The 15,215-nt window shown below is 31.8% G+C and carries 12 protein-coding genes; 6 read left to right on the top strand and 6 right to left on the bottom strand.

Going from position 1 to position 15,215, the window contains the following annotated elements:
- Positions 1–11 precede the first annotated feature (11 nt).
- Complete coding sequence (locus QM818_RS01985) at positions 12–929, bottom strand: ABC transporter permease (RefSeq protein ID WP_000861542.1); 918 nt, start codon at positions 927–929, stop codon at positions 12–14.
- 202 nt (positions 930–1,131) lie between these two features.
- On the opposite strand from QM818_RS01985, the gene QM818_RS01980 reads away from it, so the two are divergent.
- From QM818_RS01980 to QM818_RS01970, 3 genes are all read left to right on the top strand, one after another.
- Positions 1,132–2,802 carry a sensor histidine kinase gene (locus QM818_RS01980; protein WP_414299839.1) on the top strand — a complete coding sequence of 557 codons (1,671 nt, stop codon included), beginning with the start codon at positions 1,132–1,134 and terminating at the stop codon, positions 2,800–2,802.
- Positions 2,783–4,321, top strand: coding sequence for a response regulator transcription factor (locus tag QM818_RS01975; protein ID WP_414299838.1), 1,539 nt, complete (start codon positions 2,783–2,785; stop codon positions 4,319–4,321). The genes QM818_RS01980 and QM818_RS01975 overlap by 20 nt, the downstream gene beginning before the upstream one ends.
- A 395-nt stretch (positions 4,322–4,716) precedes the next feature.
- Positions 4,717–5,925: an ATP-binding protein gene (locus QM818_RS01970; protein WP_001106639.1), complete on the top strand. Its 1,209-nt coding sequence runs from the start codon at positions 4,717–4,719 to the stop codon at positions 5,923–5,925.
- A 972-nt stretch (positions 5,926–6,897) separates the two neighbouring features.
- On the opposite strand, the gene QM818_RS01965 is transcribed toward QM818_RS01970, so the two are convergent.
- From QM818_RS01965 to QM818_RS01950, 4 genes are all read right to left on the bottom strand, one after another.
- A complete protein-coding gene (locus QM818_RS01965; RefSeq protein ID WP_254754072.1) occupies positions 6,898–7,662 on the bottom strand; it encodes a hypothetical protein in 765 nt (254 codons plus the stop codon).
- A 52-nt stretch (positions 7,663–7,714) separates the two neighbouring features.
- Entirely contained in the window at positions 7,715–8,839 is a 1,125-nt protein-coding gene (locus tag QM818_RS01960; protein WP_261080606.1) for an AAA family ATPase, read from the bottom strand.
- Positions 8,839–9,594 (bottom strand): DUF6414 family protein, encoded by a 756-nt coding sequence (locus QM818_RS01955; protein ID WP_254754069.1) that lies wholly within the window; start codon positions 9,592–9,594, stop codon positions 8,839–8,841. The genes QM818_RS01960 and QM818_RS01955 overlap by 1 nt, the downstream gene beginning before the upstream one ends.
- Before the next feature lie 444 nt (positions 9,595–10,038).
- A complete protein-coding gene (locus QM818_RS01950; RefSeq protein WP_414299837.1) occupies positions 10,039–12,645 on the bottom strand; it encodes an SEC10/PgrA surface exclusion domain-containing protein in 2,607 nt (868 codons plus the stop codon).
- A 151-nt stretch (positions 12,646–12,796) separates the two neighbouring features.
- Between QM818_RS01950 and QM818_RS01945 the strand changes: the two genes are divergently transcribed.
- Positions 12,797–13,132: a helix-turn-helix domain-containing protein gene (locus QM818_RS01945; protein WP_047206714.1), complete on the top strand. Its 336-nt coding sequence runs from the start codon at positions 12,797–12,799 to the stop codon at positions 13,130–13,132.
- 40 nt (positions 13,133–13,172) lie between these two features.
- Here QM818_RS01945 and QM818_RS01940 read toward each other — a convergent pair whose 3' ends face one another.
- Positions 13,173–13,739: a hypothetical protein gene (locus QM818_RS01940; RefSeq protein ID WP_414299836.1), complete on the bottom strand. Its 567-nt coding sequence runs from the start codon at positions 13,737–13,739 to the stop codon at positions 13,173–13,175.
- 494 nt (positions 13,740–14,233) lie between these two features.
- Between QM818_RS01940 and QM818_RS01935 the strand changes: the two genes are divergently transcribed.
- Both QM818_RS01935 and QM818_RS01930 read left to right on the top strand, forming a co-directional pair.
- A complete protein-coding gene (locus tag QM818_RS01935) occupies positions 14,234–14,563 on the top strand; it encodes a hypothetical protein (RefSeq protein WP_414299835.1) in 330 nt (109 codons plus the stop codon).
- Positions 14,564–14,635: 72 nt separating this feature from the next.
- On the top strand, positions 14,636–15,214 hold the full coding sequence (locus QM818_RS01930; RefSeq protein ID WP_223299859.1) for a hypothetical protein: 579 nt from the start codon (positions 14,636–14,638) through the stop codon (positions 15,212–15,214).
- Position 15,215 lies beyond the last annotated feature (1 nt).

Genomic DNA, 15,215 nt, shown 5'->3' with positions numbered 1-15,215 from the left:
CACTCCTTCCTTTAAAAAAGACCCGTTCTGGTATATCTTTTTGAGAACCAGTTAACAGATAACAAAATTATTAGATTAACTACCGTGTTAAATAACCCTATAGCTGTCGAATAACTATACTGAAAGTTCACCATACCAACTTTATAAACATAGGTCGAAATTATCTCACTTCCTGCTAAATTAAGAGGATTCTGTAGTAGTAACACTTTCTCAAAACCTACACTTAATAAACTACCTGCTCTTAATATTAATAGAATCATAGCAGTCGGCAAAAGCAATGGTAATTCTATATGCCGAATTTTTTGTAATCTAGAAGCGCCATCCATAGTTGCAGCCTCATAATATGTAGGATCAATTGCAGAAAGCGCTGCCAGATAAATAATACTATCCCAACCAATATGTTGCCATACATCACTCCAAACATAAACACCTGCAAAACTAGTAGGTTTTGATAAAAAATCTGGAATAGTAATTCCAACAGACTTAAATACATTTGCTAACAAACCACTAGTAGGAGATAAAAATAAGATAATCATCCCACACATAACCATTGTAGAGATAAAATGAGGTAAGTAAGTTGTCACTTGAAATATTTTTCTAAATTTCCCAACTCTTAACTGATTACTGATTATAGCTAGTATAATAGGCAAGGGGAATCCTACTACAATACTATAAAGTGAAATTTTTAATGTATTGAACATAGTTGTCCCGAATTGGAATGATGAGAAAAATTGAGTAAAGTACTTAAATCCTACCCACTGACTAGCAAAGATACCATTGGCTGGTGAATAGTCTTTAAATGCAATAATTAGTCCCAACATGGGAATATAGGAAAATAAAATTAATAGCAATATTGAAGGAAAAAGTAATATATATAACGGAATACTATGCTTTAATTTTATTTTATGAAGTTGAGATGCTACTTTCATGTTTTTCCTCCCATCTGATTTTCTACGATTATTTTACACCATATAGAATTCCCTTAATAGAACTTTTTGGACTAGGTTTATCAATTTTTCAGTTTTTTAATTTTAAAAACTATTACTTTTCCGACATCTTGATAAAACATATCTGTTTTGTTACATGATATCATATTTTCAAAGTGCTATAATTTTAATAGGAGAATAGTATATGAAATTAAATCACGACTTATCAAAAAAACATTCCATTCATTTTTTCTTTAAACTCCTACTTGTACTACTATTGATAAATATTTTAATCAATATTGCTATGAGTAACATAACCAGAAATTTTATTAAAAACCAAAATATAGTACACCTACGTAGTTCAATTGAAATTTATGCTGACTCTGTTAATGAAAAATTGCATTCTGTAGAACGCTTTATGTACTCAACAATAACGCATAATGAATCTTTAGAGAAATTAAATCATGTACAAACGTTTCTTGAGTATCAAGAAAATCTTAAAAAAGTTCAAACTAGCTTTACAGAGTTTGAATATCAAAATGAAACTCATATGACATTCTTATTAGAAACCGATAGTACTGATCATTTTATAAATGTCTCCAATCTTTATATTCCATATGAAGATTATCTACTATTAAAATCAAATCTAAAATCATTGCGTAGTGATATAAGTGACCGTAAATGGAAAAATGTAACTACTAAAAACAGCGAATACTTAGTTAAATCTGTTCATTACGAAGGAAAAATCATTTATGCCGTCATATCTTCAGAAGATATCCTAAAACCTCTCAGAAAACTCAATATTGGAAATAATGGTAAACTTTCCCTAAAAGAGCCTAATAATATACCCTCCGAAAACTACCTGATTCATGCTCAAAATGAAAAAACGCATTTACCTTTCGATATTTATGTTTTAGTCGATTATGCCGAAGTCTTTAGAAATATCACACTCTTAGAAGTATTTTTATCAGCCGTTCCTATCATTATCACCATTTTATCAATCATCATTATCCTGTATATTCGTCAGTGGATGATTAAACCGATAACAAGACTCACTGAACGACTCTCTCAACTCGGAGACTCCATCCCCCCTTCTGAATTTTTTATATCTGAAGGTATACTAGAAATTGATAAGGCAAATGATAAACTTAATAAAGTAATATTTGACATGCAAGAATTAAAAATACGAGAATACCATTCACAACTAGAACTTAAGAAGATTGAACTTAATTATCTTAAAAATCAAATTCGACCGCATTTCTACTTAAATATGTTATCAATGATTCATAGTATGCTTCAAACAAAAAACTACAAAGAAATTGAAGAATTAACTATCCTAACTTCAAATTATCTCCGTCATTTATTTATGGCTAATCAAGATTTTTCAGAACTTAAAGATGAAGTTCAGCATATTAAAGATTATTTAGAAATACAACGAATTCGATATGGAAATAGCATCTACTTTTCACTAAACTACAATGATGACCTACAAAATACTCTTATCCCATCATTACTTTTACAAACATTTATTGAAAACACAATCAAACACGGTTTTTCATTTCAGGATTTATTTACAATTTTGCTATCGATAAAAAAAGTAAAAACTGAGAACTCAGATTATATTCAGATTTGTATCGAAGATAATGGTCCAGGTTTCTCTGAAGAAATTTTATCAAAACTAAATCAGAAACAGTCTCTAATAACAGAAGATGGACATCATATCGGGATAACAAACACCATCGAACGTTTAAATCTTCTCTATCCTAATGACTATAGTATTGCATTTGAAAATAATGAAGAAGGTGGAGCTAAAATTCTTTTACTCATTCCATACAAGATTATAGACGGAGGTTATAATGAACATCTTATTAGTTGATGACGATCGTTTTATCATTGAAGCTTTACGAGAGAAAATAAATTGGGCTAAACTACACATTGACATTGTTTATGTTGCCTATAGCCTCACTCAAGCTCAAAATATTATTAGAGAGCATCCTATTGATCTCATGATAAGCGATATAGAAATGCCTCAAGGCAGCGGCCTCGAACTCTTATCTTGGATTAGAAATGAAAAATATGATATAAAAACAATTTTTTTAACTAATTACGCCGACTTCAACTATGCTCAAAAAGCAATTGAATTGCAAAGCTTTGAATACTATCTAAAACCCATTAACTTTGAAAAATTAGAATTTATTATTCAAAAAGCCATTAGTAAAATTGAGAATCATAACTTAAATGGAAAAAATGATTCACTTTTACAAATAGAAGATAATTTCTGGTATGATTACCTTAGAAAACCTCAAATTTCTCGCATTGATGAACTAGAAAACATAGCGAGCAAACAAGATTTTATTCTTAAACAACACCAGTATTTTTTCCTCGCAGTTTTAACCATTAATCTTAATGAAGAAGATTATTCTGTAGAAACTCCATCATGGACTTCTCAACTAAAAAGAGAACTTCAAAGAATTTCACAACCTTCTTATAATCTGATAAGTCTATTCAAAATGGAAAGCCAGGTCGATCAATATGTTTGTCTCTTTAGAGTAGACTCTTCCAAACGTAGTGACAAACTGGCATATGAAATTCATTCTCAAATTTCCAATAACTTTAGTAAATACTCAAACATTATATATAAGAGTTGCCATAAAATATCCGATATTTTATTTCATACCAAAGAACTCTACACTTATAATGAACAATATGTTTCTTATTGGAATACTATTACATGTGTTCCACATAGTTTCCCAACTTCCTTTAAAACAGAAACTCTTTCAATTACTTTTTTAGACACCTTAAGTGAATACGAATTAAGAGAAAAAATTAATTCACTTGCCTATAATTCTCAAATTCCTACTTTCACACTACAACAAATTTTACTAGATTGGATTCAACAAATAGGGATATATCTAGATCAAAATGGAATTTCAGCACATAAATTATTCCAAAATAGCACTCATGATTTCCTATTCCAACGACGTTTTCATTCAATTGAATCATTTCAAGATTACTTTGATTATTACTGGTCACATGCCAAGAAATTTGCAACAAACCTTGAAAACCAAAAAAATAGTATTCAACGTATTGTCGAATACATAGATCATCACTACTATGAAGATATAAATCGTTCTATCTTAGCAGATATGGTTTATCTCAGCGCAGATCATTTAGCTAGAATTTTTAAAAAAGAAACTGGAGAAACTCTTGTTAAATATATAACGGATAAGCGCATTAATGCTGCTAAATCTCTCCTATCTCAAACAAATATCTCGATATCACAAGTATCTTGTCAAGTAGGGTATGATAATTATTCTTACTTTACTAAAATTTTTAAACAAAGGACTGGACTTTCTCCTGGAGATTACCGTAAAACTTATCAAAACAAAATGTAAGCAATCTAAATCATTGAAATGATAAGTAAAATTCAAGGTCTGTAGTAATTTTTGAAATTCTACAGTTTTTCCAAAGATAGCTCCATAAACTTATTTGAAATTGCTGATAAGGTAACTTCTTAAAAAGTCAGTTTGAGAAAAACAGCCAGCAAATATTTCTAGAATAAAACGTATACTATCAAGTTTTTTATTCCTGATAGTATGCGCTTTTTATTTGAATACTTGCTACAAAACCTCACAAGATTTACTATCATGCCATACCAAAATGGACTATTTTTTGATTATAGAAAAAGATTATTTTTAAATGTTTAGAAATAATAAAATAAATTCCAATTTATTTCTAAATATTTGAAAATAATGTCTATTTGTATTATACTATCTTTGAGGTATCTATTATGAACTATATTAAAAGACCACATTATTTAGATTTTTTAAGAAGACATCGTGACCGACAAATCATCAAAGTTGTGAGTGGAGTTAGACGAGCTGGTAAATCTGTTCTCTTTCAACTCTATAAAGAGGAGTTACTAGCAACTGGGGTAGACGAGGATCAAATCATATCCATCAATTTTGAGGATCTGAGTTACTATGACCTCCGACATTTTCAAACATTATACGCTTATATAAAAGATCAATTAGTTAGCGAGAAAACATACTATATCTTTTTAGATGAAATTCAACATGTTGAGAAATTTGAACTGGTAGCAGATAGTCTATTCATCCTACCAAATGTTGACCTCTATTTGACTGGATCAAACGCCTACTTTATGAGCAGCCAATTAGCAACAAACTTGACTGGTCGGTATGTTGAGATAGAGGTTCTTCCTTTGTCATTTGAAGAATATCTATCAGGTCAATCTCTCACAGAAAATCTGAATACAACAGAAATTTTTAACAATTATCTCTTTAGTGCTTTCCCTTACTTATTGCAAACATCATCTTACGCTGAAAAAATTGATTATCTAAGAGGAATATATAACTCAATACTGTTAAATGATATTGTAACTAGATTAGGAAATCCAAATCCTACTATTATTGAACGCATTGTCCGAACCCTTCTCAGTAGTACAGGTAGCTTAATATCAACAAATAAGATTCGCAATACCCTGGTCAGCCAAAACGTTTCAATCTCCCATAATACTTTGGAAAATTATTTGACGACTTTGACAGATAGTTTGCTTTTTTATTCCGTTCCACGTTTTGATGTAAAAGGTAGAGCATTATTGCAACGCTTAGAAAAATATTATCCCGTTGATTTAGGTTTACGACATCTCTTATTACCAGACCACAAAGAAGACATTGGGCATATCTTGGAAAATATGGTATATTTAGAATTGAGACGTAGATATTCACAAGTATATGTTGGTAATTTAGATAAATATGAGGTTGATTTTGTTGTTGTAACTGATCTTGGTCACTACACTTATTATCAAGTCAGTGAAACAACACTTGCTCCAGAAACACTAGAAAGAGAACTTAGACCACTAGAAGCCATTAAAGATCAATTCCCAAAATATCTATTAACAATGGATACGATTCAGCCAACAGCCAATTACAATGGTATTGAGAAGAAAAACATTATAGATTGGTTACTAGAAAAGTAGATAGGCACTGAACACATAAATTGAGACGCAAAAATAACACTCCTGTTTAGATCTAGTGAAACTATGAACAGGAGTGTTTTATTATGACCGAAAAAGGTTATTCCGTAGAAACTAAGTTACCCTTCATCAAAATAAAAAATGATAGAAATTAAATAAGGTAATCACGCCTAGCCTTGCAATCAAAATTTAGAAAAGGTTATCACAAAGCTAATCGAGCTAAAAAATCGACAAAAAAGCACTTTGCAAAATCTTTGCAAAGTGCTTTGAAACGTTGATATAATCGTATTGATTAACGTTTTGAGAATTGTGAAGCTTTACGAGCTTTTTTCAAGCCTTGTTTGACAAGGTTTTGTTTTAATTTATTTTAGTGTAGCATGATACCAACATCTTTTGACCTTCTATTACAATATTTAATAAAAAAATTGAATAAGTTGAACTAAAAAAGAGAAAGTTTCTCCTTCTGTTATTATCAATATCTTGCTTTTGGACTAGGAAGTTAAGTAGTTATGCGAAAACTGAGTCATAGGAATAAATCTTTTTCTAGTAATGTTTCGCAACTCTACTATAACGGATTTATTCCTTTTAGTGTTTACACAACTTATTTTACACTACCTCACTTTGTCATTCAAACTAAACATGGTATAATAGTTAAGATTTTTACACTACTCATTTCTGGGCAGAAGTGGGCAGTAAAATTTAAGAAACAGGGGCTAAACCCTTGGTATGAAAGGAATCTATAAAATATTATGATGAACATGCAAAACTTGTTCCAAGATTTTTTTAGACTTGTTAACGTCAGAAATATTGATTTAAAGCCTTTCTTGATTCCCAAAATTAAACTAAAATGACCTGAAATCATTTCAATAAGGCTAAAAATAGACTATGCAGTATCTTCTATATAATCAAAAATGCTTCACTTAATTAGTGAGGCATTTTTGATTAATATTCACTGTAAAGGTCTATTTATTTAACTCAAGAGACGATGATATTATTTTCAGAAAGATATTTTTCACACTTTTTAAACTGATTATAGTAATGTTGCAAATACACCGCTCCTTTATTTAATGCGTCTACCCTATCAATAACTTGAAGATCATAGTTTCCATTTTCATTTTTTAAATAAACAAGCAATAATAATTTATAAGAACCATCTACACCTTCGAATAAACAAAAAATAAAATGAGATTGATTTTCATTTGGATTATTCGAAATGAACGAACTGGGAGCAATACAATTATTATAATGTAGCCTGGCTGGATTGAAAAAATTACTATTTTCATTAAGATGGATATGAACTGCATTAAATGAAAAATAGTTATCATCTATTGTATCATTTTTTACATCATTATTTTTAATATAAGGTGTGAATATGTAAGTAGACTTTATGGTTCCTGAATTTTCATATATTCTTAGCTTAGGTACCTCAATCTTCTTTTCCTCACCGTTGAATACAGCTTTTACTTCTGACATCTCCTCTTTTTTATAGGAGATGGATAATTTAGCTCTTCTATCTTTTTTTAAAACATTAATTCTTTCTATATATACAGTAATAATACTGATAAGAAATGCCAAAAATGCAATCGGTTCACTTATGACTTGCTGATAAACATAAGAAACGATATCAATAAACATTTTAACAACTGTCACTTTAGATTGTCTTAATATGTAAACCAATAAACATATAGTTAACCAAAACCAAATCGTTTTATAAAAAGTTAGTTTTTTCAATTTTTTCATTTTAAATTCTCCACTCCATAATCTTTATCGTTCTCTAAAGTTATTATCCTAATCAGTTTGATTTACCATTTATTATGACCTCCAATAATTCATCCGCAACAACATCTTCAACGTACTTCCTTATCGCTCTAACATTAGGGAGGGTGTTTAGATGCGATTCAATACAAGCTAATATCTTGTCCTCATCTAGATATTCCTGATACCTTTCATCTATATATTCAGAGCTAATAATTTTTGAATACGTCAATTTTAAAATTTGCTTTTTCTCATCAATAGATAGTGGAGAAAATTTAACAAAACCATCAAATCGGCTCAATAATGCTATATCAATATTTTTTTCCATTTCTAAACGACTTTTAAAATTAGAAGTGCAAATAATAATTGAGTTACTTAAATCTACTTTATAATTTTGATCTTCATAAATGCCTTCATCAAACATTTGAAAGAAGGTGCTATGAAAAAATGCAGGAGCTAAAGCGAACTCATCAAGCAAAATAACATTAGATTCTCTGTTTAGTAATGTTTTAGAAAATGAGTCCTCGCTATGGTTTGTTGATTTAAAATATTTTACACTTGATTCACCACCAACCATCGACATTTGTTCTCTAATAATATTGTTATTTCCATACAGTGTAAATGATAGTTGTTTTACTGTTTCAGTTTTTCCTATTCCTGGTTCACCATAAAACATTAATACTAGTGGTTTCGCATTCGTACGCACCAACTGAGTAACCAATTTCCTTAATAAACTTTTCTTAGCTTTTTCTTGACCAACTATTTTTTCATTTAAATCTTCAGAAATCCTTTTAAGTTGCTCCTCACTAATTTTTGCAAAAGTACTTTGTTCAATATTTAAAAATTCTGATTTAACTTGTTGCTTTAATGAATTAAAGAATTTTTTAGGGGGATTATGAAGATATATTTCTTCAGTTCCTGAATCATTAAAAATTTTGATTAATAAATCAATATTTTCAAAAACTAGGCTCCCAGAAAGCGAGTAGGTATCCATTCTAAAAATACAATTCTTTTTATCTATTAGAGGTTTTATTATATCAATAATAGTAGAATCTTTAGTCCAATTTATAATAACCTCATTAAATGAAACATAGTTATCTAATTTTGCGACCCTTTCATTAAACTTTTGAACTGGCTCAAAAAAAATATTAAATCTTACCATTATACACCTGCCACTAGAACATCATATATCGGTATTTTCTCATTATTTTGTTCTTCATCAAAGTCAGCTCCTAATTGTGACTGTCTCTGGTTTGATAGTCTATCTATCATTGTATTAAAACTTAAATCAATTGAATCTACTTCTCCAACCTTAATTCCATAAAGTTTGACATCCATCTTGGTCAAGTCACTCAACGTATAATTATTACGTAGACCCGATATATTGAATCTGAAAACACTTTCATTACTCTCGGAACTAATTCCCTTAATTTCATAATATCCAGAAAGTCGGTCCAAAGTTCGTTCAATATTCTTTATTTCAATACCTTTAAAATTATTTTTATCATCATCTGTAATACTACTCATTTTAGTAATATCACTAATCATATCAAGAACAGGAGTGATGTTACGGTAAAAAGCGGGAGAGTCTTTCTCAATAAAAAGCTTAACATTATCTAAGCATTCCACTTTTGAAGAATTTTTATTGGTCACAAACTTTTTAAAATTACTTAGCAATGTAGAGGTAATTTGTGATTCTACTACACCGCTTCGTTGATATGAAGCATTGCCAGAGAGCCCTATCTTAAATCGAGTAAAGAAGTTCATACCAACCTTTCCCTCGGCATCTACTTCAACCATATTTTTGGAGACACGCTTTATGATATCAGATTGTATTCCATTTTGATGTAATTCTAAAAAGTCAAAAACGGCTTGCTCATCAAGATAAACAATTTTACCAGCAAAAAAATCAACCATTACTTCCTCCTTATTACTATATTCAGACTATTTGAATAATCCTATTATACCAAAACATCAACTATTACCAAAAAATTCTATTCTATATCCCTCAATTTAGTAAGAAAATCGAAAAAAGAACACCCCGAAAGGTGCTCTTTGGAAGTATAGTAATTCTTTCGAATTAACGTTTTGAGAATTGTGATGCTTTACGAGCTTTCTTAAGACCTGGTTGGGGCACCACTTATTTCATCTAATTTCAAAGTGCTTTAAAATCAACGTTTTTATAAGTTTTCAAAAAATAAAATTTCAACTAATTTCAATCAGTTTCATTAAAATAAGGTAAACTTTCATAAAAAATAAGCAAAAATCGAACCAGAATATCAAAAGTTTCCCTTATATAAAATTTTTACATGTATACTAATTTGTTTTCATTAGAAAAGAGAGCCACCGCTCTCTTTCTTTTTATCTATTATATTTTCGTTTTCCTGCTAAAGCAAATAGTCCAACACTTGCTCCAAGCAATGCTAAAAGTCCTGAATCCTTCGTTCCTGTATTTGGAAGTTGTTTCTTAGGTTCTGCTTTTGCATTTGTAGCTTGTGCAGGAGATTGATATGTTTTATCGTCTTTAGTTCCTACTGTCGCAACTACTGCTTTATCCTTAGCCTTAGCCTTCCCATCCACAACATCAACCACTTTACCGTCAGCATCAAGGACAGGCTTAACTTCTCCACCTGCGTTACGGATTTCTTCTGCTCTGTCCTTCAAAGCCTGCAAGCGTTGTTGTCCAGCAAGGTATGCGTCATGGTCGGCTTTAAGTTGCTTAAAGTTCTCATACCTACGAGCCTTAACTTCAGCGATACCCTCAAGACGAGCCAACTCTTCTTTAGCAGTCTCCAACTCAGCACGAAGTACTTCAAGCTTAGCATTAGCATTAGTAAGCTCTTTGTCTAAAGCTTTAAGGACTTCATCACGCTTAGTAAGGGCAAGTTCAAGAACTGTATAAGTGTCAGTAGCTTCTTTAGATGCTTCACGTTTACGAGCAAGGTCTTGACCAGCTGACTTACGAGCCAAGACTGCTACATCATGAGCCTTATTAAGAACTTCCAATTCACCCTTAGCAGTTTCAAGAGATTGGTCAGCAGTTGATTGTTCAGCTTTAGCAGTCTCAAGAGCTGTTTTAGCTTCAGCAAGAGCCTTAGCTTTGTCAGTAGCATTTGATTTAGCAAGAGCAAGTGATTCCTTAGCAGTTTGCAAAGCTTTAGTATCCTGTGCTAGTTTATCTTCAGCATCAGCAAGAACCTTTTCAAGTGACGGAACATCAATCTTGTTACCTACTACGTTAGATAGGTTAGTACGAGCATTAGCAAGTGCTGTCTCAGCGTTAGTGTAGGCAGTTTGGGCTGATTGAACTGCTGATTTAGCTTGGTTGAGTACAGAAATGGCGTTGTCGTAAGTTGATTGAGCCAAGTCTAGTTTTTCTTGGAGATCCTTAGCATTATTGTTTGCGGTAACTACCTTGGTTTTGTCGAACTTAGCATTTTCAGAGATACCATTATTAGATGTACCGTCGATGTGGATGCTGAATGGGAAAGTTTTGTTAGTACGAATACCAACACCAACATATTGTTGGTACACAACATCTGGCTTTGTGCTATCCAAACTTGAGAGACTTAAAGCATGCCCCCACTTAGGTTCAGAGTCGTTGAAAATCATTGAAATAAGGTTTTCATAGATTGCTTCTTTCAACTCAGCTAAGTTAGTTACTTCGTTCGCACTGAAACCAAGATTTTCAGAAATTAGGATACCATTTTTAGCTTCTACCCCATCAAGAGCATCAAAGTCATGATCGCCTTCTAGTTTAGACGCTTTTGCAACTTCTTTAGCAATACGCATAGAGTCTTCTGTTACAATTGCATGAGGAGTACCAAAGGCATCACGGATTTGGTTGATAAGGTCAGCTGTGAACAAGTTGATTTCACGCTCTACCTCTGGGGTAAGGTTAGCTACATCAACTTTAACATCACGGTCTTTACCAGTAACTTTGAAACGGTTAGGGTTGTTCTCAGTGTCTCCAAGATACCCACGTCTTTCCATTTCTTTTTCACCAAGGTCTTTAAGTTGGTTAGATACAGATTCACTTTTAGATTTAGCATACTCTTTCAACAAAGAGATATACTCTTGACTTACAGTGAAACGAGCATTAGTTGTTGAAATACTTTCCAACTCTTCTTTAGCACGGTCAAGGTCGGCTTGGGCTGAAGTAAGGGCAGTTTCTTTGTTTGATTGGTCAGCTTTAGCATTAGCAAGGGCTGTAGTGGCTAAAGATAGAGTTGCTTCAGCACTAGATACCCCAGTTTGAGCATCTTTGATGGCTTGTTCTTTGTTAGATTGAGCTTTTTTACCATTATCAAGGTTGGTTTGGGCTGTGGATACTGCTTGAGTGTCTTCAGCGACCTGAGTAGTAAGCGTAGCTACCTCTTTTTCAAGGGGAGCGACATCAGTAGTAGATGAAAGAGAATCTACTTTCTTCTGAGCGTCAGCAACCTTATTAGCCGTAGCAGTTACAGTTTTCTCAGCATTAGATACTAGCTTAGTTTGGTCAGCAACCTTTTCAGCAGTGGTAGAAACAGACTTATCAGCATCAGCTACAGTCTTTTCAGCTGTAGCAAGCTCACTGGCTTTCTTTTCAGCGTCAGCCTTAGCTTCAGATACCTTTTGAGGTGTAACCGACTTAGCTTCTTCTACTTTCTTAGTAGTATCAGCAATAGTCTTTTCGGTAGTGGCGATGTTTGCTTCAGTAGTTGAAACAACTTCTTTTTGTTTAGCTACATCCTGATTAGCTTTATCTGACTCAGCCTTAGCCTTATCTACGTCCGATTGACTAGGAACTTTAGGGACAACCTCATCCTTAGCAACTACCCTAGTTGCAGGCTCGTTAACGGCTACTTCCGTTTCGCTAGCTGATACCCCAGTAGATACCCCAAAAGCTGTAAGTGCTAAAGTAGAAACGACAGCACCTGTGCGCAATTTCTTGATGGTTCCGTGACCTTGTGTGTTTGATTCTAGCATGTAAACTCCTTTATGTCTTAAAAGACTGTTTTATGAATAATATTATACCACATTTTACAGTCTTTAAAACACCATTCTAGCAAAAATTTCAGTCTTTTGATAATGATTTATTCAACGAGATAAACTTGTATGATAGTTATGAGGTACTATCATGACTGAAAAAATAAATTTAAGAGAATTTGTTGCAAAACAAATCAGACTTCTAAGACTGAAAAGCGGAATGACACAAGAATATCTAGCAGAAAAGGCTGATCTGGGATTCAACTATATCTATAGATTAGAGAATAAACAGTTAAACGTTAAGCTTGAGACTATTGAAAAAATCATACAAGCTCTTGAAGTTGATATGAATACTTTTTTTAATATTGAAAATCAAAATCAAAGCGGAGAATTTTCACAACTCATTGAAGATATTAGAAACCTACCAACAGAAAAAAGAGAACCTACTATAAAAGCTCTCCGAGATATATTAAAACAAATAAATTAAGCCAAGTATTTTTGAACTTGGCTTTTTTAAATTTGCTAATTTAGTTTTTAGTTCCTCCTTTTATATCATGCCTTGTTTTAGTCTGACTATAAATAAATTGAGGTATATCTTCACCATTCAATGCTTTATTAGCATTAGTGAATAACCAATCTAGTAAGACAGATTTATCATAAGTTTTTCCAAATTTAATGTTAAATTCATTCATCCCAGCTAGTCCATTAGTTGCTTTTTCAATGCAGTCCAATAAACCTAACTCTTCTAGACGTTCAGCTAACCTAAACGAATCTTCTTTTAAATAGTCGTTATATATCTCTCTTTGATATAAATCATTAGTAACAGAAAATCTTCTAATAATATTAAAAATTTCGCTACTTTTTTGAGGCTTAATAGTGGAAGATTTTTCTCGATAATTTTTCTCATATCTTTTTAACTGCGAGAGCGATAAAGTCCCTGCTGATTTTGTATAAATATTGTATTCAAAATATTCTTCTAAAAAACGTTCTTGTGATAATTTATCTTTTTTTCTTTGTCTGTACAATATTTCAGAAATATTAGAAGAAATAAACTCATCTTGTATTTCTAACTTTAAATCTTCAAAATTAATCATATATTACCTCCTTTTAAAAACATTATAGCACCTTTCAATAATAGTGTCAAAAAAAGATTCTAACCATAAAATTAGAATCCTTTTTTAGTTATAAAAAAATATATAAAATAGTATCAAAAGTTAGATAAAAACTTTAAATGATAAGTTGTTCAATTATTAATATCCAAATCACTTATTAGAAACAATATAGATAAAAAGCCTATTTTAATCGAAAATATTAATCATGATTTATATATTTTACATAAAGAAGATTCTTTAAATAATGGTGTCAAAAAAGAGACACCAACTATATTAATCCCTCACATTGCTCATGGAACAAAAAAAATATATACTAGTGTCATAAGTTAGCTAACCAATTCAAATATAGACCGTCCTATCATTCAAAGTTAAAATTGCTAGTCAGACGGAAGATTAGCAAAGGAGGCATTCATATGTCAAAAGAGAAAAAATTAATCATAGGAAACTACGAAAGCGCGAGAGCATTTTTATATGCTTTGTCAACTTCTATTGATATCTCGTCAGATATCAAAGTAATCAATACAAACAATGGAATCATAAACGAGGGTCAAGATAATCAACGACCATGGGCATCTCTTACATGCGTAGATGTCGAACTCTATGAACAGTTCGCTAGTATTGGTCAACAAAATTACTGCCCGACGTTCAAAGTCAAGTTGAAGAACTATCAAAACGAGAGTTTAGATGGTTTGGTCAATACTGACATCATACTTAACAAGTATGACTTGTCATTTGTTCTTGACAAGTTGAAGCAACCGGTCGGACTCGCTCTTGTAGCTGAACTTGCTGATATTTCATTAAGATAAGTGACGAACATAGTGAGTTATCATCTGCATTGTGTAGATGATAACTACTCACTATATGACGAGGTAACATATATGTTGATACAAATATTCTTTTATCTTATTCTTGCATTATTTATATGGCAAGGTTTTAATACTCTATACATCTCTCTAAAACGACAGTTTCTCATTGTGTCAGATGAGGTTGTTAAGAGAAATGAAAATTTATGGGAACAATGCCTCTTGTTAACAGGCAAGCAAGTTAAGTTTATAACTACATTGATTCAAAATGTCACACTTTGGTGGTTCAATAAGAAAGCTGATGAACAACTACAAGTCCGAAAAGGTACTGTCTTACAAAACGTGGTCAATCATCTCAATCAAAACTTATCTCATGATTTACAGTTAAAAACTATAAATCCTGCTACCACACGAGGTATAGATGTTTGGATCTATCTCGCTAATAATCTTGACACAAACTCCCAAAAGGAGCTTGAAGATTATTTCATGGGAGTGTTGGCTAAATACACAAATGAATTTGCTCTTGACTATATGCACATAGAAATGAATGTTGGTGCTGGTTGGGTTGCTAAATTTGATGTCAAAACATTTGAAGAGGCGACACACAATCGTATGGCAAGACAGACTGAAATCATTCAAGAAGAGGACTTCTAAT

Origin of the sequence: Streptococcus mitis (genome assembly GCF_047464035.1) — a bacterium.
Lineage (GTDB): Bacteria > Bacillota > Bacilli > Lactobacillales > Streptococcaceae > Streptococcus > Streptococcus mitis_DX.
Note: the sequence above shows the minus strand (reverse complement) of the source record. Positions and strands in the feature narration are given on the sequence as shown.

Excerpts from the sequence above, each read along its gene's own strand:
- QM818_RS01975 (WP_414299838.1), top strand. The coding sequence starts at position 2,783 with ATGAACATCTTATTAGTTGATGACGATCGTTTTATCATTGAAGCTTTA.
- QM818_RS01980 (WP_414299839.1), top strand. The coding sequence starts at position 1,132 with ATGAAATTAAATCACGACTTATCAAAAAAACATTCCATTCATTTTTTC.
- QM818_RS01970 (WP_001106639.1), top strand. The coding sequence starts at position 4,717 with ATGAACTATATTAAAAGACCACATTATTTAGATTTTTTAAGAAGACAT.
- QM818_RS01965 (WP_254754072.1), bottom strand. The coding sequence starts at position 7,662 with ATGAAAAAATTGAAAAAACTAACTTTTTATAAAACGATTTGGTTTTGG.
- QM818_RS01940 (WP_414299836.1), bottom strand. The coding sequence starts at position 13,739 with ATGATTAATTTTGAAGATTTAAAGTTAGAAATACAAGATGAGTTTATT.
- QM818_RS01930 (WP_223299859.1), top strand. The coding sequence starts at position 14,636 with ATGTTGATACAAATATTCTTTTATCTTATTCTTGCATTATTTATATGG.
- QM818_RS01945 (WP_047206714.1), top strand. The coding sequence starts at position 12,797 with ATGACTGAAAAAATAAATTTAAGAGAATTTGTTGCAAAACAAATCAGA.
- QM818_RS01985 (WP_000861542.1), bottom strand. The coding sequence starts at position 929 with ATGAAAGTAGCATCTCAACTTCATAAAATAAAATTAAAGCATAGTATT.
- QM818_RS01960 (WP_261080606.1), bottom strand. The coding sequence starts at position 8,839 with ATGGTAAGATTTAATATTTTTTTTGAGCCAGTTCAAAAGTTTAATGAA.
- QM818_RS01950 (WP_414299837.1), bottom strand. The coding sequence starts at position 12,645 with ATGCTAGAATCAAACACACAAGGTCACGGAACCATCAAGAAATTGCGC.
- QM818_RS01955 (WP_254754069.1), bottom strand. The coding sequence starts at position 9,594 with ATGGTTGATTTTTTTGCTGGTAAAATTGTTTATCTTGATGAGCAAGCC.